Raw genomic sequence first — 16,933 nt, forward strand, 5'->3', positions numbered from 1 at the left:
CTGCTGAGACGCCCCGACCGCCCGGGAGGGGCCGCGCGTAGGGTCCGCGGCATGTCTCAGCAGCCGATCAAGCTCATCGTCCTCGTCAGCACGCTGCCCGGCCGGGGTGCGGAACAGGTCGCCGCCTTCGATGCGCTCGCGCCGCTCGTACGGGCGGAGGAGGGGTGCCTGCGGTACGACCTGCACCGGGTGGCCGACGATCCCGACCGCTTCGTCCTGATCGAGCGCTGGGCCTCGGCCGAGGCCCTCGCCGCGCACGACGCCGCCCCGCACATGGTCGCCGCCGACGCCGCGAACAAGGCCTTCCGCGCGGGGCCGGCGGAGGTCCTCCGGCTCGACGACTCCCCCGTGGCATGACGAAAAGGCGGCCCGAGCCCCCGCACAGTGGGCTCGGACCGCCTGGTCTCGTGAGGCGTACGCCTTAGAGGGCGAGGCCCGTCAGGACGAGCACGCGCTCGTAGGTGTAGTCATCCATGGCGTACTTGACGCCCTCTCGACCCACACCGGAGCGCTTGGCGCCGCCGTACGGCATCTGGTCGGCGCGGTACGAGGGGACGTCGCCGACGATCACGCCGCCGACCTCGAGCGCGCGGTGGGCGCGGAAGGCGGTCTGCAGGTCACGGGTGAAGACGCCCGCCTGGAGGCCGAAGTCCGAGTCGTTGACCGCGGCGAAGGCCTCGGCCTCGCCGTCGACCTTGGCGATCGTCAGGACCGGGCCGAAGACCTCGGCGCGGGCCAGGGTGACGTCGGCCGGGAGGTCGGTGAGGACGGTCGGGGCGTAGGTCGCGCCCTCGCGCTTGCCGCCGGCGAGGAGCTTGGCGCCGGCCGCGACGGCCTCGTCGACCCAGGACTCGACGCGCTTGGCGGCGGCCTCGTCGACGAGCGGGCCGACGTCGGTGGCGTCGTCCGCCGGGTCACCGGTGACCTGCGCCTCGACGGCGGCGACGATCTTCGGCACCAGGCGGTCGTAGACCGAGGCGTCGGCGATCACGCGCTGCACGGAGATGCAGGACTGGCCGCCCTGGTAGTTGGAGAAGGTCGCGATGCGGGTCGCGGCCCAGTCCAGGTCGGCCTCGGAGGACCAGTCGGGCAGGACGACGGCCGCGGCGTTGCCGCCGAGCTCCAGGGTGCAGTGCTTGTGCGGCACCGACTGCTGGATGGCGTAGCCGACCTTGTCGGAGCCGGTGAAGGAGATGACCGGGAGGCGCTCGTCCTGGACGAGGGCGGGCATGCGGTCGTTCGGCACGGTCAGGATCGACCAGGAGCCGGCCGGCAGGTCGGTCTCGGCCAGGATCTCGCCCAGGATCAGGGAGGAGATCGGGGTGGCCGGGGCCGGCTTGAGGATGATCGGGGCGCCGACGGCGATGGCCGGGGCGACCTTGTGGGCGCTGAGGTTCAGCGGGAAGTTGAACGGCGCGATGCCGAGGACGACGCCCTTGGGGATGCGGCGGGTGAGGGCGAGGCGGCCCGCGCCGCCGGCCTCGGTGTCCAGGCGCTGGGCCTCGCCGGCGTTCCAGCGGCGGGCCTCCTCGGCGGCGAAACGGAAGACGGAGACGGCACGGCCGACCTCGCCGCGGGCCCACTTGATGGGCTTGCCGTTCTCGGCGGAGATCAGGAGGGCGATCTCCTCGGTGCGCTCGGCGAGCCGCTTCGACACGTGGTCGAGGGCGGCGGCGCGGACGTGCGCCGGGGTCGCGGCGAACTCGTCGACGACGGCGTGCGCGGCGGCGACGGCCTCCTCGACCTGGGCCTCGGTGGGCACGCTGACCTTGCCGACCAGACGTCCGTCGTACGAGTTCGTGACGTCGAAGGTGGCGTCGCCGGTGGCCTCGCGGCCGGCGAGCCAGAAGGCGTGGGTGGTCGTCATTGCGTCCCGGCCCTTTCCGTTTCGGGGTGCGAGCGGTTGCTCTGGTGACACGTTAGGGCCGAGCGGGCGAACGCGGGTTTGTCCGGTGTGGAGTAGTGGTGAGGCCGAGGCTGTCCGCTTTGGCCGAAGCGGACGGCACGACGGACGGTCACCCGCGTCGCTCGGTCGAGACGATCAGGCAGACACCGCCGACGACGATCGCGCCGCCGATGAGGATCGGCCAGGTCAGGGCCTCGTCCAGGACGAGGGCGCCGAGGAGGACGGCGACGACCGGGTTGACGTAGGCGTAGGTGGCGGCGAGGGAGACCGGGGCGGACTGGAGGAGCCAGGCGTACGCGGTGAAGGCGACGAGCGAGCCGAAGACGACGAGGTACGCGAGGGCGGCCCAGGAGCGGCCGGAGACGGCGCCGAGGTCGAGGCCGTGGTGTTCGCCGCGCGCGAGACCGAGGGTGAGCGCGGCGACGCCGCCGGCCAGCATCTCGTAGACGCTCGCCGTGAACGGGTTGGCGGGCATGGGCAGCCGGGCGGAGGAGACGGAGCCGACGGACCACAGCAGGGCCGCGGCCAGGACGAGCAGGACGCCCCCGATCCCCACCTCGCCGCTCAGGCCCGGGACGGTGAGGACGCCGAGGCCCGCGAAGCCGAGCAGGACGCCGCCGAAGGCGCCGAGGCCGGGGCGGTCGCCGAAGGCCGTACGGAGCAGGACGACCCAGACGGGGACGGCGGCGACGAGGAGCGCGGCGAGGCCGGAGGGTACGGAGGTCTCGGCGAGGACGACGAGGCCGTTGCCGCCGAGGAGGAGGAGCAGGCCGACGAGGGCGGCGGAGCCGAACTCCCGGCGGGTGACCCTGAGGGCGGCGGGGCCCTGCCGCCAGGCGACGATCGCGGCGAGGAGCAGGCCGGCGGTGATGAAGCGGGCGCCGCCGGAGAGGAACGGCGGAAGGGTCTCGACGACGATCCGGATCCCGAGGTACGTGGACCCCCAGACGACGTACACGATGCCGAGCGCGGCCCAGACGGCGCCGGTGATCCGGCGGGCGGGGACGGCGGCGGTGGCGGTACGGGGCTCCGTACAGGCTTCGGGGGTGGCCGGGGGCGTCTCGGGGGCCGGGTCGACGGCGGGGCTTGTCATGAGCAGGAGAGTATGGAGTTTGCGTCCTGACGGCCATGAAATTGCCCGATTCCGGGCAGGGATAGCGGAATTCGGACGCCCCAGGGGCATCCGGGGGCTTGCGGAGGGGTGGGAGGATGACCGGGACCACCGCACGACCCCAGGGGGAAAGCATGATCCTTTACGTACTGGTCGGAGTCCTGGTCCTCGCCGCAGCCGGCTGCGGCTGCGTGGTGTGGGCGGCCCGCGGCGGCCCCCGCTGGGTGCGCGCGGTGGCCACCGTGACCCTGCTGGGCGGCGAGGTGGTCCGCTCCGGACGGCGGCGGGGCTCGCGCGGATCCGGCGGCGGGATCGAGCTCGGCGGCGACGGCGGCGGCTCGGACTGAGCCCGCCGGGCCGCTCGGGCGCCCCTCCGTCTCCTACTCCACCCCTTCGCCGGTCGCCTTCAGCGCCAGCCACAGCTCCATCCGCACGTCCGGATCGTCCAGGGACCGGCCGAGGATCTCCTCCACCCGGCGCATCCGGTAGCGCAGCGTGTGCCGGTGGACGCCCAGGTCCGCCGCCGCCGCGTCCCACTGGCCGTGCCGGGAGAGCCAGGCCCGCAGCGAGGCCACCAGATCGCCGCGACCGGTCGCGTCGTGCTCCCGCAACGCGCGGAGCATCCCGTCGGCGAAGGCCCGGACGGCGTCGTCGGCGAGCAGCGGAAGCACCGAGCCCGCCGCCAGGTCCTCGTGCTCGACGAGCGCCCTGCCCCGCCGCCGGGCGACCGAGAGGGCCTGCTCGGCCTGCTTGTACGCGGCTGCCGCGGCGCTCGGGCCCGCCGGGGCCGAGAGGCCCACGACGACCCCGGCCTCCTCCGCCTCCCGCTCCGCGTACCCCTCGCAGGCGGCGACGACCGCGCCCCCGTCACCGGCGAGGACGACGAGCCGCCGCCCGCTCTCGGCGACGGTGAGCACCGCCTCGCCCGCGCGGGCGGCGGCGGCCTCCAGGGCCTCGGCCAGCACCGGCAGCGGCGGCTCCCCGGCCGGCTCTCCCCCGGCGGGCTCGGCGACGAGCAGCCGGTAGGGGCCGTCGAGCAGCCCGCCGTACACGTCCCCCGCCACCGCGCGCGCGTGCTCCGCCTGCCCCGCGAGCATCATCCGCAGCACCGCCGCGCCGAGCCGCTGCTCCGCCGCCTGGAGCGAACGGGAGCGTTCCGTCGTGAGGGTGAGCAGGGCGATCGCCGAATGCACCGCGTACCGCTCGGCCGTGCCGAGGGGCGCGCCCGTACCGACCGCGAGGGCGCCGCGCACCCTGCGCCCGGTGCCGAGGGACTGGAGTTCGACGCGGTCCTCCGTACCGCCCACGACCGCGCTGGCGGGCGCGGGCCGCTCGCGCAGCCGCTCCACGTCGGGGGTCAGCCGGGCGGCCCGGCGCGCCGCCCATTCGGGCGAGACGGCCACGACGGAGCCGGAGGCGTCGTACAGCGCGGCCCAGCCGTCGACATGCGCCGCCAGCCGGGCGACGACGGCCTCGGGCCCCTCCGCGAGCGCCGCCCGCGTCAGCTCGCGCTGCGCCTCGAAACCGGCCGTGACCGCCCGGTACTGGTCGGCGGAGATCGCCGCCGACACGGCCTTGCTGATGGCCAGGAACGGCGTCCGGCGCGGCACTTCGAGCAGCGGCAGATGCTCCTCGCGCGCCGCGGCGAGCAGGGCCGGCGGGATCTCCTCGTAGTTCACCCCCACCGCGAACCCCAGCCCCACCACCCCGGCACCGAGCAGCCGCCGCACATAGCGGCGCATCGCCTCCAGGTCCTCCGCGTCCAGCGTGAGCGCGGTGGTCAGCAGCAGCTCCCCGCCCTCCATGTACGGAACGGGGTCGGCGAGCTCACTGACGTGCGCCCAGCGGACGGGGGTGTCGAGGCGGTCCTCACCCGCACGGACGATGAGCTTGAGGGCGGAGTGCTGCACGAGCGAGGCGAGGGTGGGCGGCATTGGGGACCGTCGGACCTTTGAGCGAGGACCGCGCGCGGGGAGAGCCGTGCACGGCGGCGGGGAGGCGCCGCTCAGCTGAGCGGCGCCCCCGATTGTGCCAGGGCCTCGGAAAGCCCGCTCGGGCACCGCGAGGGGTGAGACGGGGCGGCCTCGCGGGTCGGCGCGGCGGGTGGGGAGGTCAGCCTCGCAGGTCGACCAGCATGGGCGGCACGTGCTCGCCGCGCACATGGCTCAGCGAGAGGACGGCGTGGCCGGGAGGCACGGCGTGCGCGAGGTCCGAGGCGGACCAGCGCTCCCGCTCCACCTCCCGCACGGTGACGGCCTCGGTCGTCACCGCCTTGCCGGTCACCAGCTTGCGCAGGGCGTGGATGGCCCGGGTCATCGGCTGGTCGGCGAAGACCGTGTGGTGGGCGACCTCGGTCGTCTCCACGCGTTCGGTGCCCCACGCCTCGGCGAAGGCCCTGCCGTCCCAGGTGGGGAGCCCCGCGAAGGCCATCCGGCAGCCGACGATCGCGAGGAGCGGGCCGTGCAGCGCCTCGGGCACCTCGGCGAGGGTACGCAGGGCGAGCACGACGCCCGCGTTCTGCGTACGCAGCCGCTGGAGCCCCCGCACGGTCCCCGCCGTGAGCGCGCCCGCCGCGTCGTCGAGCACGAGACAGGCGAAGTTCCCCCGTCCCGCGCCGGCCCGGGTGACGTGCTGGAACTGGGCGAGCAGCAGCCGGTTGAGCAGGCGCGCGGCTTCCTCGTGTCCACCGTCCGGCAGGCTGATCCGCACCCGGATCGGATGCTGGGCGACGGCCCGCAGCGAGAAGGGGCGCACCTCCGTGCCCTCGGCGCCGAAGAACGCGGCGAACACGGGCCGGTCGAGGGCCGCGAGGCGGTCGGCGAGCACGGGGCCCACGTCCGTGGCGCTGCCGACCTGGCGGATCCGGGAGTCCAGCTCGCGGCGCATGGCCTGGGCCGCCCCGTCCTCCGGCAGCAGGTCGAGGAGCGCCCGCAGGGTCTCGGGGCGGGCTTCGAGCAGCTCCCTCAGCACCGGGACGGTCGGGAAGCGCCCGTACACCGTCCGGTACGGCCCGATGAGTTGCGCGAGCGCGGTGGCGGCGCGCCGGGGCTCCACGCTCTCCATGTCGCCGACGAGTCCCTCGGCGAGGAAGGCGGCGGCCTCGTCGGGGTCGGTGACCCCCGCGTACGGGTCCAGGTCGTAGGGGGAGGTCGGGTCGCCGAGCCGGACCACGACGTCGTACGCCTCGTCGGGGCCGAGTGGCGCCCCTGCCGCGCCGACGGCGACGACGGCGCATGCCCCGGTGAGTGCCTGGAGGGCGAGCGACTCGACGACGGGCGCGACGAGGGAGCGGGTCTTGCCGGTGCCGGACGGGCCGACGGCGAGGAGCGAGGTGCCGAGCAGTCCGGGATCGAGCGCCAGGCCGGCGCCGTGATACGCCTCCGGGGTGTGCTCGGCGGCCGCGTACCGCCCGAGCCGGACCTGGCCGACGAGCAGGTCGTGGGTGGCCGAGCGGTGCGACAGGTCGCGGTCGCCGGACGGGTGCGCCCGGGAGGCGGCGCCCTCCTTCAGGACGGTGTCGACGAGGGCGGCGCGGCGGACGGCGTCCCGGTCGGTGTCCTGCCAGGCGCGGCGGACCCGGGCGATGTCGACGTCGTTCATGCGCCCGGCGGCCAGTTCGCCGACGAGGACGTCGGCCGCGCGGTGCTCGCCCGCCTCCCTGAGCTCGGGCCACAGGGAGCGGGGGGTGCCGGTGGCGGCGGGCACGGGGGTGGGCGCGGGCGCGGAGCCGGCGCGCCACTTCCTGAAGAGGGCCGCCCACTCACCGATGCGGGCGAACGGCCAGATGACGAGGGCCGTGATCGCCGCGTAGACGGGATAGACGACGAACGGCGAGGCGAGGATGTCGTAGCCGCCCGCGATCAGGACGATCAGCTGGAAGACGGGAATGGCGACGGGAAGCTTGTCCCAGCCGAGCCCGAACGCCTCGGGCCAGACGAACGCCAGGGCGATCAGGGCTCCGGCGCCCGCGAGCGCGGCACGGGCCGGCGGCTGGAAGCGGCCGAGGTAGTGCCGGGCGATCCGGCCCCACGAGCCGAGGACACCGACCGCGCAGACGATCCCGACGAACAGCACGCCACTGAGGACGTCACGGGCCGCCCAGCCCTCCCAGCCGCTCGGCTTGGCGCTGCCGCCGGCCCACCAGTCACCGGGCGTGAAGGTCTGGAGCACCAGCCACATGTACGGGAGGGTCCCGCGCCGGTAGGCCGACCAGACGAGCAGGCCGACGGCCACCGGGATCAACATGCCGAGGACGGTGACGGGCGCGAGGCGCGCGGGTGCGGTGGCCGCCCGCGGCACGTGCCGGAACCGCCAGATGCCGAGGCCGGCCTCGGGGCGGGGGGCGTCCAGCCAGTCCGCGGCGGCCGAGCGGCCGGCGGGGGGTGCCGCGGGCGGCGGCGGGACCGCTGCGGCCGGGGGGGCCGGCGGCACGAGCGGCGCGGACGGAGGCATCTGCGGCGGCGGGCCCGCCGGACGCGGGACGGGCGCGATCGGCGGAAGCGACGGGGAGGACGGCGCCTGCGCGACCGGCCGGGTCTGCGGCGGCTGCGGAACCGACGGCGGGACCGCCTTCGCGGGAGGCGGCGGCGCACCCCCGGCCGTGTCGCGTGACTCGTACGTACCGTCGGTCTCCATGAACCCCTGCCCCCTGACCAGCCAGGTCGCCGTCTCTGTGCCATCGTCAATCTAGTGGGCCGGAAGCTCCCCGGAGGGGTTTCACCCACCCGTGCGGTCGGTCGTCCGGCGGACGGGTGGAAGCGGAGCTGCCATGTCCATCTCGGACAACGACACACCTGTCATCACTCCCGATCGGCGCATGCCCGACCCCCTCCTCCGCGCCTAGCCTGCGGAGGAAACCCGCAAGTGCGTCCAGAACCACCCCCAGGAGCCCCGCATGAACGCTGTCCCGCAGGAGCGGCGCGTCGTCACCGCCATCCCCGGTCCGAAGTCGCAGGAGCTTCAGGCCCGCCGTCTCGACACGGTCGCCGGTGGCGTCGGCTCGACGCTGCCCGTCTTCACGAAGCGGGCCGGCGGCGGCATCATCGAGGACGTCGACGGGAACCTGCTGATCGACTTCGGTTCCGGCATCGCCGTGACCTCGGTCGGCGCCTCCGCCGAGGCCGTCGTGCGCCGCGCCTCCGCGCAGCTCCAGGACTTCACCCACACCTGTTTCATGGTGACGCCGTACGAGGGTTACGTGGAGGTCTGCGAGGCGCTGGCCGAGCTGACCCCGGGCGACCACGCCAAGAAGTCCGCGCTGTTCAACTCGGGCGCCGAGGCCGTCGAGAACGCGGTGAAGATCGCCCGTTCGTACACCAAGCGCCAGGCCGTCGTCGTCTTCGACCACGGCTACCACGGCCGCACCAACCTCACCATGGGCATGACGGCGAAGAACATGCCGTACAAGCAGGGCTTCGGTCCGTTCGCCCCCGAGGTCTACCGCGTGCCGGTCGCCTACGGCTACCGCTGGCCCACCGGTGCCGAGAACTGCGGCCCCGAGGCCGCCGCCCAGGCGATCGACAACATCACCAAGCAGATCGGCGCCGAGAACGTCGCCGCGATCGTCATCGAGCCGGTCCTCGGCGAGGGCGGCTTCATCGAGCCGGCCAAGGGCTTCCTGCCGGCGATCGTGAAGTTCGCCAACGACAACGGCATCGTCTTCGTCGCGGACGAGATCCAGGCCGGCTTCTGCCGTACCGGCCAGTGGTTCGCCTGCGAGGACGAGGGCATCGTCCCGGACCTCATCACCACCGCCAAGGGCATCGCGGGCGGTCTGCCGCTCGCCGCCGTCACCGGCCGCGCCGAGATCATGGACTCCGTCCACGGCGGCGGTCTGGGCGGCACCTACGGCGGCAACCCGGTGGCCTGCGCCGGTGCGCTCGGCGCCATCGAGACGATGAAGGAGCTCGACCTCAACGGCAAGGCCAAGCGCATCGAGGAGGTCATGAAGGGCCGCCTCACCGCCATGCAGGAGAAGTTCCCGGTCATCGGTGACATCCGTGGCCGCGGCGCCATGATCGCCATCGAGCTGGTGAAGGACCCGGCGACGAAGGAGCCGTTCGCCGAGGCCGCCGCCGCGCTCGCCAAGTACTGCCACAACGAGGGCGTGCTCGTCCTGACCTGCGGCACCTACGGCAACGTGCTGCGCTTCCTGCCGCCGCTGGTCATCGGCGAGGACCTGCTGAACGAGGGCCTGGACGTCATCGAGGCCGCGCTCGCGCAGATCTGAGTGCCGGTCCGGGTACGGACCTGAGCACGGATCCGACGCTCCGTGTGAAGACTCTGTGGGGGGCCGATGGTGGGATACGTTTCCCGCTGTCGGCCCCCCTTTTCGTGACGTACGGTTTCTGCAGATGAGAGAAACACCCCGGGCGGAGCCTCCCCAGCCCCGTCCGTACCGTGCCTTCGCGCACGCCTCCGGGGCCTCGTGCTCCGGGACTCCTCACCGATCGGACGGCCGCCCGCCCCATACCCCCCGGGGCGCGCGGCAGCCCGATCCCCTCGGCCGCCCTGGAACCACCCCCCCTGTTCCAGGGCGGCCGGCTCTCTTCTCGGCGCTCGTCGCCCTCGCCGTCGTGACCTGGCAGGTGCTCGTCCACGGCCCCTTGGCCAGGCTCGACGAGCGGGTGTCCCGGGCCGTGGTGGACTCCGTCCCCCGGCGCCTGACCGAACTCGCCTCCGACCTCGGCAACATGACGGTCGCCCTCCCGGTCCTCGCCTGCGCGATGGCGTACGCGGTGTGGCGGGGCCGACGGACCGCCGCCCTCCACGCGGGCCTCGCCATGGCCGCCGTACCGCTGCTCGTGGTTCCGCTGAAGGAGTGGACGGCCCGGCCGGGGCCGCTGGAGCCCTGGGCACAGGGCTACTTCCCCTCGGGCCACACGGCCACGGCCGCCGTCGCCTACTTCGGCGCGGCCTTCCTCGTCTCGAACCACCTGGTCCCCGTCGCCGCCCTGCTGACGGCGGTGACGGGGACCGGGCTGGTCCTGCGGGGCTTCCACTGGCCGCTGGACGTGTTCGCCAGCCTGTGCCTGTCGTTGCTGGTGCTGGGGGTCAGCTCCAGTTGTACGCGTCGAAGTTACGGCTGAACTCGCCCTGGTTGTAGCGGTCCCAGTTGATCGACCAGGTCATCAGGCCGCGCAGGGCCGGCCAGCTGCCGTGGGTCTGGTAGCTGCCGCAGTTCGTCTTCCTCGTGAGGCAGTCCAGGGCCTTGTCCACCTCGGCCGGGGTGGTGTGGCCGTTGCCCGCCTGGGTGGAGGCGGGGAGGCCGATGGCGACCTGGTCGGGGCGGAGGGGCGGGAAGAAGCGGTCCGCGTTGCCCGCCACCGGGAAGCCGGTGAGGAGCATGTCGGTCATGGCGATGTGGAAGTCGGCGCCGCCCATCGAGTGGTACTGGTTGTCGAGGCCCATGATGGAGCCCGAGTTGTAGTCCTGGACGTGGAGCAGGGTCAGGTCGTCGCGCAGGGCGTGGATGACCGGCAGGTAGGCGCCGGCGCGCGGGTCCTGGCCGCCCCAGGGGCCGGAGCCGTAGTACTGGTAGCCGAGCTGGACGAAGAAGGTCTCCGGGGCCATCGTCAGGACGAACTTCGCGCCGTACTTGGCCTTGAGGGTCTTCACGGCGGAGATCAGGTTGACGATGACCGGGGTGGTGGGGTTGCGGAAGTCCGTGTCACCGGTCTGGAGCGACAGGGAGTGGCCCTCGAAGTCGATGTCCAGGCCGTCGAGTCCGTACTCGTCGATGATCTTCGAGACGGAGGAGACGAAGGTGTCGCGGGCCGCGGTGGTGGCGAGCTGGACCTGTCCGTTCTGGCCGCCGATGGAGATGAGGACCTTCTTGCCGGCGGCCTGCTTGGCCTTGATCGCCGCCTTGAAGTCGGCGGGGGATTCGACGCCGGGGCATTCGCTCACCGGGCAGAGGTTGAAGCGGATGTCTCCCGAGGTCACCGAGGTCGGTTCACCGAAGGCGAGGTCGATGACGTCCCAGGAGTCCGGGACGTCGGCCATGCGGGTGTAGCCGGAGCCGTTGGCGAAGCTCGCGTGGAGGTAGCCGACGAGGGCGTGCGCGGGCAGGCCTCCCCCGCCGCCCCCGCCGCCGGAGGTGGTGGTCGCGGTGACCGCGGCGGACTTCGGGGACTCGCCCGCGCCGTTCACGGCGCTGACCTGGAAGGTGTACGGGGTGGAGGCCGTGAGGCCGGTCGCGGTGGCCGTCGTGCCGGTGACCGTCTGGATCCTCGTGGCGCCCTGGTAGACGTTGTACGAGGTGGCGCCGGGGACCGCCGACCAGGTCAGCGGCACGGTGGTGGCGGTCGGGGAGCCCGCCGTGAGGCCGGTGGGGGCGGTCGGGAGCTGGACGGGGTCGCCGCCGGGGCCGTACAGGGAGAGGTCGTCGGCCTGGTAGGCGGGGGTGCCGTACCAGCCGTGGGTGTAGATCGTGACCGCGGTGGTCGAGGCGCCCGTGGTGAAGGTGGTGCCGAGCTTCTGCCAGTCGGGGGCGGAGGCCGTCCAGGTGGAGACGTCGGTGGTGCCGGTGCCGGAGGCGCCGAGGTAGACGTAGCTGCCGCGCACCCAACCGCTCAGGGTGTAGGTGGAGTTGGGCTTCACCGCCACGGACTGGGAGCACGTGGCGTTGTCGCTGCCGACCGGGGTCGCCTGGAGCGCCTTCGTCCCGCCGTGCACGGGCGACGGGACGACGGTCCCGCTGCCCGCCGTGCAGGTCCAGCCGTCGAGGCCGGCCTCGAATCCGCCGTTGCGGGCGAGTTCGGTGTCGGCGGCCTGGGCCGCGGGGGTGAGCGCGAGGAGACCGCCGGCGGCCAGGGAGGCCGCCAGCAGCAGGGGGAGGGGTCTGGTGCGGTCCACAACTGCCTCCGGGAGTGGGGGGAATCGAGGTGGAGCGCGCCACAGCATGGTCCAGACCAATCGAGTGGTCAAGACCTCTGCACGGGCACCCGGGACCTCCGCACGGCCGACCGGGACCTCCGCACGGCCCGGGGCTCTAGTCGGATCCCCCTTCCCCCCTGGCCAGTTGGCCCGCCGCCTCGTGCATCGCCAGTTCCAGGAGCGAGGCGTCGGTGAGGGTGCCCAGGCCGTCCGGGGCCACCAGCCAGCGGGCCGCGCCGCTCACCCGGCCCGGGTACGGGACGACGATCCAGGTGCCGGAGCCCGCGCCGCGCACCCCGGTGCCGAGCCAGCGGGTGGCGGTCCCCGGCGGGACGAAGAAGCCGATCCGGGCCTCGCCGAAGTCGGCCAGGACCGGGCCGGGCCGGTCCACGAGCCGGGTCAGCACGTCGAGCGTGGGATAGCCGAGCTCACCCGGCAGGATCAGCACGTCCCAGCGTTTGCCGGCGGGCAGCAGCGCGACCCCGTGGGGGTTGCGCTCCCACTCCCACCGGCAGGCCTCGGGATCCGGCGCGACCGAGACCAGCCATTCCACCGCGGCCTTGGCGCCAGAAGCCCCCGTACCAGTCATCGCGACGTTCTCCTCTCTGCAGGGACTCGGTGTCCATGCAGAGAGAGCGGGTACGGGGGCTTCTCTTACGCGGCTTCAGCCGTCAGGCGATTGTGACCTGCGCCACATCGAGTGGGTCAGCTGTCGAAGCCCAGGCCCAGTCGGTCCATGGTCTTCAGCCACAGGTTGCGCCGGCCGCCGTTCTCGTCGGCGCGGGCGAGCGACCACTTGGTGATGCCGATGCCGGCCCAGGCGACCGGCTCGGGCGGGAAGGGCAGCGGCTTGGAGCGGACCATCTCCAGGTCGGTGCGCTCGGTGCGCTCCCCCGCGAGCAGGTCGAGCATGACGTCCCCGCCGAAGCGGGTGGCGCCGACGCCGAGGCCGGTGAACCCGGCCGCGTACGCCACCTTCCCCTGGTACGCCGTGCCGAAGAAGGCCGAGAAGCGCGAGCAGGTGTCGATCGCGCCGCCCCAGGCGTGGCTGAAGCGGAGCCCCTCCAGCTGCGGGAAGCAGCGGAAGAAGTGCTCGGCGAGCTTGAGGTAGGTCTCCGGGCGGTGGTCCATCTCCGCCTGCACCTTGCCGCCGTAGCGGTAGATCGCGTCGTAGCCGCCCCACAGGATGCGGTGGTCGGCGGTGATCCGGAAGTAGTGGAACTGGTTGGCGGAGTCGCCGAGTCCCTGCCGGTTCTTCCAGCCGATCGAGGCGAGCTGCTCCGGGCTGAGCGGCTCGGTCACGAGGGCGTAGTCGTAGACCGGGACGGTGTACGGGCGGACGCGCTTGACCAGCGACGGGAAGACGTTGGTGCCGAGCGCGACCCGGCCGGCGAGCACCTTGCCGTACGGGGTGTGGACGCCCATCCCGGCGCCCACCGAGACCATCCGGAGGCCGGGGGTGTTCTCGTAGATCCGTACGCCCAGGCCGAGGCAGGCCTGCTTGAGGCCCCAGGCCAGCTTGGCCGGGTGGAGCATGGCGACGCCGCGCTTGTCCCACATGCCGCCGAGGAAGGTCGGCGAGTCGACCTCGGCCCGTACGGCGTCCCGGTCGAGGAGTTCGACGCCGTCCGCGAGTCCGAGCCGGTCGAGCTCCTCGTATACCTCGGTCAGCTCCTCGACCTGGTACGGCTCGGTGGCGACGTCGATCTCGCCGGTGCGCTCGAACTCGCAGTCGAAGCCGTAGCGGGCGACGGTCTCCTCGATGCCGTCGAGGTTGCGCTCGCCCAGCTCCTCCAGCTTCGGCAGCTCGCCCGGCCAGCGGGCGAGCCCGTTGCCGAAGCCGTGGGTGAGGGAGGCCGCGCAGAAGCCTCCGTTGCGGCCCGAGGCGGCCCAGCCCACCTCGCGGCCTTCGATCAGTACGACATCCCGGGAGGGGTCGCGCTCCTTGGCGAGGAGCGCGGTCCACAGTCCGCTGTATCCGCCGCCGACCACGAGGAGATCGCACTTCTCGGTGCCGGTGAGGGCGGGCAGGGCTCCGGGCTTGCCGGGGTCTTCCAGCCAGAAGGGGACGGGCTGGGCGTCGGAGAGAGATTGTGCAGCGAGACGCATGGCGACTGGGGCCATGGTTTCCAACTCCTTCGGTGCCTGAGACGTCTTTCGCTCAGGCCGTTGCTGTTTTCTTGCGCCGGTTCGTGATGATCTGCCCGGCTGCGACCATCAGTACCGCGAGGACGAACATCGCGGTGCCGATGACGTTGATCTGAACGGGGGTTCCGCGCTGCGCCGAGCCCCAGACGAACATGGGGAAGGTGACGGTGGAGCCCGCGTTGAAGTTGGTGATGATGAAGTCGTCGAACGAGAGCGCGAAGGCGAGCAGCGCGCCGGCGGCGATGCCGGGCGCGGCGATCGGCAGGGTCACGCGCAGGAAGGTCTGCGCCGGTCCCGCGTAGAGGTCGCGCGCGGCCTCCTCCAGGCGCGGGTCCATGGACATGACCCGGGCCTTGACCGCCGTCACGACGAACGACAGACAGAACATGATGTGGGCGATCAGGACCGTCCAGAAGCCCAGCTCGATCCCCATGTTGAGGAAGAGCGTGAGCAGCGAGGCGGCCATGACGACCTCGGGCATCGCCATCGGCAGGAAGATCAGCGAGTTGATCGCGCCGCGCGCCCGGAAGCGGTAGCGGACCAGCGCGAAGGCGATCATCGTGCCGAGCAGGACGGCGCCGAGCGTCGCCCAGGCGGCGAGCTGGAGCGAGAGCGAGAGCGACTCGCACATGTCGGCGACGCCGCAGGGGTCCTTCCAGGCGTCGAGCGAGAACTCCTGCCAGGAGTAGTTGAAGCGTCCCTTCGGCTTGTTGAAGGAGAACGCCATCACCACGAGGTTCGGCAGGATCATGTACGCGAGCGTCAGCAGGCCCGCGATGACGACCAGGTTCTTGCGGATCCAGCGCATCAGACCAGGTCCTCCGTTCCGGCACGGCGGATGTACACGGTGACCATGCCGAGCACGATCGCCATGAGGATGAAGGAGAGCGCGGCCGCCGTCGGGTAGTCGAGCACCCGGAGGAACTGCGACTGGATGACGTTGCCGACCATCTTGGTGTCGGTCGAGCCGAGCAGTTCGGCGTTGACGTAGTCGCCGCTCGCCGGGATGAAGGTGAGCAGGGTGCCGGAGACGACGCCGGGCATCGACAGCGGGAAGGTCACCTTGCGGAAGGTGGTCGCCGGGGAGGCGTACAGGTCCTGCGCGGCCTCGTGCAGCCGGCCGTCGATCCGCTCCAGGGAGGTGTAGAGGGGCAGGATCATGAAGGGCAGGAAGTTGTACGTGAGGCCGCAGACCACGGCCATCGGGGTGGCGAGGACGCGGTTGCCCTCGGTCCAGCCGAGCCAGTTGGTGACGTCCAGGAAGTGCAGGGCGTTGAGGGCCTCCACCACGACGCTGTCGTCGGCCAGGATCGTCTTCCACGCGAGCGTGCGGATGAGGAAGCTGGTGAAGAAGGGCGCGATGACGAGGACGAGGAGCAGATTGCGCCAGCGGCCGGCCTTGAAGGCGATCAGGTACGCCAGCGGGTAGCCGAGCAGCAGGCAGAGCAGGGTCGCGGTCCCGGCGTACAGCAGGGAGCGGACGAACTGCGGCCAGTACTCCTGGAAGGCGTCCCAGTAGGTCTGGAAGTGCCAGGTGACCTCGAAGCCCTTCTCCAGGGAGCCGGTCTGCACCGAGGTCGAGGCCTGGTAGACCATCGGCAGCGCGAAGAAGACGAGCAGCCAGATGATGCCGGGCAGCAGCAGCCAGTACGGGACGAGCCGCTTGCGGGTGGAGGGCTTGCGCAGAACCGGTTCCTCCGTCGGAGGAGCGGCTTTCTCCAGGGTCGTCGTCACGAGGCGTCCTCCACCGTCTCCACGCCCGCGTCGATGTCCTGGGCCGCGTCGAGACCGAAGGTGTGGGCCGGGTTCCAGTGCAGGACGACCTCGGCGCCGGGGCGCAGCCGCGCGTCCCGCTCGATGTTCTGCTCGTACACCTGGAGCTCGGCGCCCGCCGGCGAGTTCACCACGTACTGGGTGGAGACGCCGATGAAGGAGGAGTCGACGATCCGGCCGGTCACCCGGTTGCGGCCGTCGGCGATCGAGCCCGCGTCGTCGGCGTGCGCGAGCGAGATCTTCTCGGGGCGGACGCCGACGAGCACCTTGCCGCCCACGCGGACGGCGTCCGTACAGCGGTCGCCGGGCACACGGAGCTTGCTGCCGCCGGCCGTGGCCAGAACGTCGCCGCCGGTCTCCAGGACCTCGGCCTCGATCAGGTTGGAGGTGCCGAGGAAGTTGGCGACGAAGGTGGTCTGCGGGTTCTCGTACAGGTCGGCGGGGGCGCCGAGCTGCTCGACCCGGCCGCCGTTCATCACCGCGACCTGGTCGGCCATCGTCATGGCCTCCTCCTGGTCGTGGGTGACGTGCACGAAGGTGATGCCGACCTCGGTCTGGATCCGCTTGAGCTCCAGCTGCATCTGGCGGCGCAGCTTGAGGTCGAGGGCGCCGAGCGGCTCGTCGAGGAGGAGCACCTGCGGGTGGTTGATGAGCGCGCGGGCCACGGCGACGCGCTGCTGCTGGCCGCCGGAGAGCTGGTGCGGCTTCTTGTGGGCGTGCTCGCCGAGCTGGACCAGGTCGATCATCTCGTCGACCTGCTTCTTCACCGACTTGATGCCGCGGCGGCGCAGGCCGAAGGCGATGTTCTCGGAGATGTCCATGTGCGGGAAGAGCGCGTAGGACTGGAAGACGGTGTTCACCGGCCGCTTGTACGGCGGGAGGTCGGTGACGTCCCGGTCGCCGAGGAAGACGGTGCCGGTGGTCGGGTCCTCCAGGCCGGCGATCATGCGCAGCGTGGTGGTCTTGCCGCAGCCGGAGGCGCCGAGCAGGGCGAAGAAGGAGCCCTGCGGGACGGTGAGGTCGAGCGGGTGGACGGCGTGGAACGAGCCGTACGACTTGCTGATCCCGGTGAGACGGACGTCGCCGCCGGTGGTGTTGTCAGTCATGGGTTGTGGTCC

Annotated in this window: 14 protein-coding genes; 4 read left to right on the forward strand and 10 right to left on the reverse strand. The window is 72.5% G+C overall.

What is annotated here, in order from left to right:
• Positions 1-51 precede the first annotated feature (51 nt).
• Positions 52-357 carry a putative quinol monooxygenase gene (locus ACH4TP_RS34665; protein WP_398440156.1) on the forward strand — a complete coding sequence of 102 codons (306 nt, stop codon included), beginning with the start codon at positions 52-54 and terminating at the stop codon, positions 355-357.
• A 64-nt stretch (positions 358-421) separates the two neighbouring features.
• Here the strand turns inward: ACH4TP_RS34665 and ACH4TP_RS34670 are convergent, their stop codons facing one another.
• A complete protein-coding gene (locus ACH4TP_RS34670) occupies positions 422-1,867 on the reverse strand; it encodes an aldehyde dehydrogenase family protein (protein WP_389232418.1) in 1,446 nt (481 codons plus the stop codon).
• A gap of 148 nt (positions 1,868-2,015) precedes the next feature.
• Entirely contained in the window at positions 2,016-2,999 is a 984-nt protein-coding gene (locus ACH4TP_RS34675; protein ID WP_398440157.1) for an EamA family transporter, read from the reverse strand.
• Positions 3,000-3,151: 152 nt separating this feature from the next.
• Here ACH4TP_RS34675 and ACH4TP_RS34680 point away from each other — a divergent pair, with 152 nt between their 5' ends.
• Entirely contained in the window at positions 3,152-3,364 is a 213-nt protein-coding gene (locus ACH4TP_RS34680; protein WP_398440158.1) for a hypothetical protein, read from the forward strand.
• Between the two features lie 33 nt (positions 3,365-3,397).
• Here ACH4TP_RS34680 and ACH4TP_RS34685 read toward each other — a convergent pair whose 3' ends face one another.
• Entirely contained in the window at positions 3,398-4,951 is a 1,554-nt protein-coding gene (locus tag ACH4TP_RS34685; RefSeq protein WP_398440159.1) for a PucR family transcriptional regulator, read from the reverse strand.
• Positions 4,952-5,129: 178 nt separating this feature from the next.
• The gene (locus ACH4TP_RS34690) at positions 5,130-7,652 is read right to left on the reverse strand and encodes an ATP/GTP-binding protein (protein WP_398440160.1); all 2,523 of its coding nucleotides are present in this window, start codon (positions 7,650-7,652) and stop codon (positions 5,130-5,132) included.
• Between the two features lie 259 nt (positions 7,653-7,911).
• Here ACH4TP_RS34690 and gabT point away from each other — a divergent pair, with 259 nt between their 5' ends.
• Together gabT and ACH4TP_RS34700 are read left to right on the forward strand one after the other, a co-directional pair.
• On the forward strand, positions 7,912-9,246 hold the full coding sequence (gene gabT, locus ACH4TP_RS34695; RefSeq protein WP_389209058.1) for a 4-aminobutyrate--2-oxoglutarate transaminase: 1,335 nt from the start codon (positions 7,912-7,914) through the stop codon (positions 9,244-9,246).
• Between the two features lie 124 nt (positions 9,247-9,370).
• Positions 9,371-10,105 (forward strand): phosphatase PAP2 family protein, encoded by a 735-nt coding sequence (locus ACH4TP_RS34700; RefSeq protein WP_398440161.1) that lies wholly within the window; start codon positions 9,371-9,373, stop codon positions 10,103-10,105.
• Here ACH4TP_RS34700 and ACH4TP_RS34705 read toward each other — a convergent pair.
• The 6 genes from ACH4TP_RS34705 to ACH4TP_RS34730 all read right to left on the reverse strand — a co-directional run bounded on the left by ACH4TP_RS34705 (position 10,071) and on the right by ACH4TP_RS34730 (position 16,921).
• Positions 10,071-11,873 (reverse strand): chitinase, encoded by a 1,803-nt coding sequence (locus ACH4TP_RS34705; RefSeq protein ID WP_398440162.1) that lies wholly within the window; start codon positions 11,871-11,873, stop codon positions 10,071-10,073. The genes ACH4TP_RS34700 and ACH4TP_RS34705 overlap by 35 nt on opposite strands.
• A 136-nt stretch (positions 11,874-12,009) precedes the next feature.
• Positions 12,010-12,483 carry a hypothetical protein gene (locus ACH4TP_RS34710; protein WP_389232397.1) on the reverse strand — a complete coding sequence of 158 codons (474 nt, stop codon included), beginning with the start codon at positions 12,481-12,483 and terminating at the stop codon, positions 12,010-12,012.
• A gap of 116 nt (positions 12,484-12,599) precedes the next feature.
• On the reverse strand, positions 12,600-14,018 hold the full coding sequence (locus ACH4TP_RS34715; RefSeq protein ID WP_398440163.1) for an NAD(P)/FAD-dependent oxidoreductase: 1,419 nt from the start codon (positions 14,016-14,018) through the stop codon (positions 12,600-12,602).
• 37 nt (positions 14,019-14,055) lie between these two features.
• Positions 14,056-14,850: an ABC transporter permease gene (locus ACH4TP_RS34720; RefSeq protein WP_389232391.1), complete on the reverse strand. Its 795-nt coding sequence runs from the start codon at positions 14,848-14,850 to the stop codon at positions 14,056-14,058.
• Positions 14,850-15,776 (reverse strand): ABC transporter permease, encoded by a 927-nt coding sequence (locus ACH4TP_RS34725; RefSeq protein ID WP_389232388.1) that lies wholly within the window; start codon positions 15,774-15,776, stop codon positions 14,850-14,852. Before ACH4TP_RS34725 ends, ACH4TP_RS34720 begins: the two co-directional genes overlap by 1 nt.
• The gene (locus ACH4TP_RS34730) at positions 15,773-16,921 is read right to left on the reverse strand and encodes an ABC transporter ATP-binding protein (RefSeq protein WP_389232385.1); all 1,149 of its coding nucleotides are present in this window, start codon (positions 16,919-16,921) and stop codon (positions 15,773-15,775) included. The genes ACH4TP_RS34725 and ACH4TP_RS34730 overlap by 4 nt, the downstream gene beginning before the upstream one ends.
• Positions 16,922-16,933 lie beyond the last annotated feature (12 nt).

The sequence above is a fragment of the Streptomyces sp. NPDC021012 genome (genome assembly GCF_044333355.1).
In the GTDB taxonomy this organism is placed as follows: Bacteria; Actinomycetota; Actinomycetes; order Streptomycetales; family Streptomycetaceae; genus Streptomyces.

Coding starts and splice junctions, on each gene's coding strand:
- ACH4TP_RS34720 (WP_389232391.1), bottom strand. CDS start 14,850: ATGCGCTGGATCCGCAAGAACCTGGTCGTCATCGCGGGCCTGCTGACG.
- ACH4TP_RS34730 (WP_389232385.1), bottom strand. CDS start 16,921: ATGACTGACAACACCACCGGCGGCGACGTCCGTCTCACCGGGATCAGC.
- ACH4TP_RS34715 (WP_398440163.1), bottom strand. CDS start 14,018: ATGGCCCCAGTCGCCATGCGTCTCGCTGCACAATCTCTCTCCGACGCC.
- ACH4TP_RS34685 (WP_398440159.1), bottom strand. CDS start 4,951: ATGCCGCCCACCCTCGCCTCGCTCGTGCAGCACTCCGCCCTCAAGCTC.
- ACH4TP_RS34675 (WP_398440157.1), bottom strand. CDS start 2,999: ATGACAAGCCCCGCCGTCGACCCGGCCCCCGAGACGCCCCCGGCCACC.
- ACH4TP_RS34670 (WP_389232418.1), bottom strand. CDS start 1,867: ATGACGACCACCCACGCCTTCTGGCTCGCCGGCCGCGAGGCCACCGGC.
- ACH4TP_RS34690 (WP_398440160.1), bottom strand. CDS start 7,652: ATGGAGACCGACGGTACGTACGAGTCACGCGACACGGCCGGGGGTGCG.
- ACH4TP_RS34680 (WP_398440158.1), top strand. CDS start 3,152: ATGATCCTTTACGTACTGGTCGGAGTCCTGGTCCTCGCCGCAGCCGGC.
- ACH4TP_RS34665 (WP_398440156.1), top strand. CDS start 52: ATGTCTCAGCAGCCGATCAAGCTCATCGTCCTCGTCAGCACGCTGCCC.
- ACH4TP_RS34710 (WP_389232397.1), bottom strand. CDS start 12,483: ATGACTGGTACGGGGGCTTCTGGCGCCAAGGCCGCGGTGGAATGGCTG.
- gabT (WP_389209058.1), top strand. CDS start 7,912: ATGAACGCTGTCCCGCAGGAGCGGCGCGTCGTCACCGCCATCCCCGGT.
- ACH4TP_RS34700 (WP_398440161.1), top strand. CDS start 9,371: ATGAGAGAAACACCCCGGGCGGAGCCTCCCCAGCCCCGTCCGTACCGT.